Source organism: Bacillus sp. J33 (assembly GCF_000518885.1).
Classification (GTDB): Bacteria; Bacillota; Bacilli; order Bacillales; family Cytobacillaceae; genus Cytobacillus.
Genome location: NZ_JAEL01000201.1, coordinates 1 through 1,083 on the forward strand (window position 1 = coordinate 1; position 1,083 = coordinate 1,083).

General features: G+C 46.3%; 7 tRNA genes. All 7 read right to left on the reverse strand.

Going from position 1 to position 1,083, the window contains the following annotated elements:
• Positions 1-376 precede the first annotated feature (376 nt).
• Positions 377-458: transfer RNA gene (locus L634_RS0128630), tRNA-Leu, on the reverse strand.
• A gap of 26 nt (positions 459-484) precedes the next feature.
• Positions 485-573 (reverse strand) — tRNA-Leu (locus tag L634_RS0128635).
• 29 nt (positions 574-602) lie between these two features.
• Positions 603-676 (reverse strand) — tRNA-Cys (locus L634_RS0128640).
• 12 nt (positions 677-688) lie between these two features.
• Positions 689-763 (reverse strand) — tRNA-Gly (locus L634_RS0128645).
• 4 nt (positions 764-767) lie between these two features.
• A tRNA-Gln gene (locus L634_RS0128650) sits at positions 768-842 on the reverse strand.
• A gap of 59 nt (positions 843-901) precedes the next feature.
• A tRNA-His gene (locus tag L634_RS0128655) sits at positions 902-977 on the reverse strand.
• Between the two features lie 11 nt (positions 978-988).
• Positions 989-1,062, reverse strand: a tRNA-Trp gene (locus tag L634_RS0128660).
• Positions 1,063-1,083: the final 21 nt, after the last annotated feature.

Below are 1,083 nucleotides of genomic sequence, written 5' to 3' on the forward strand. Positions count from 1 at the left end.
TAGTTCCCGTCAGTATCCGTTTTCCTCACTCATCGGCACTATTTACCCTGATTAGTTCCCGTCAGTATCCGTTTTCCTCACTCATCGGCACTATTTACCCTGATTAATTCCCGTCAGTATTCGTTTTCCTCACTCATCGGCACTATTCACTTAAGTTCGTTTTATATTTTTTTATCTTCATTTAACCTTCCGAACAATTCGGAATGCCCCTTCGAAATAAGCCTCTGAATTGTTCGGAACCTTAGATATCATTGTGATTTTCTTGCCTGCCCCAATATTTTGTCAGCAAATTTACCATTTGTTATTCACACAAAAAAAGACTTCCAACAGAATGTTGAAAGTCTTTTTTTTGACAGCTTTGGCATGCTGCCTTGGATACCGGTGGTCGGGGTCGAACCGACACTCCCGAAGGAACACGATTTTGAGTCGTGCGCGTCTGCCAATTCCGCCACACCGGCATATTAAAATGTTTTAAATCTTGTGGTGGTGCCGAGGACCGGAATCGAACCGGTACGGTAGTCACCTACCGCAGGATTTTAAGTCCTGTGCGTCTGCCAGTTCCGCCACCCCGGCGTATATCAGCGTTATCAAGATTTAAGATATGGAGGCGGCAACCGGATTCGAACCGGTGGTAAAGGTTTTGCAGACCTCTGCCTTACCACTTGGCTATGCCGCCATATATTTGTTCTGGAGCGGAAGACGGGATTCGAACCCGCGACCCCCACCTTGGCAAGGTGATGTTCTACCACTGAACTACTTCCGCATAATGGCTGGGCTAGCAGGATTCGAACCTGCGAGTGACGGAGTCAAAGTCCGGTGCCTTACCGCTTGGCTATAGCCCATTGACAACTTATATTTAATATATATGAGATTGCTGTTTATATTATCACTTTAATAATTATGGGGCGACTGATGGGAATCGAACCCACGAGTGTCGGAGCCACAATCCGATGCGTTAACCACTTCGCCACAGCCGCCACTATAATATTGGCAGGGGTAGTAGGAATCGAACCCACATCAAAGGTTTTGGAGACCTTCGTTTTACCATTAAACTATACCCCTATTTAAATGGTGGAGGGGGGC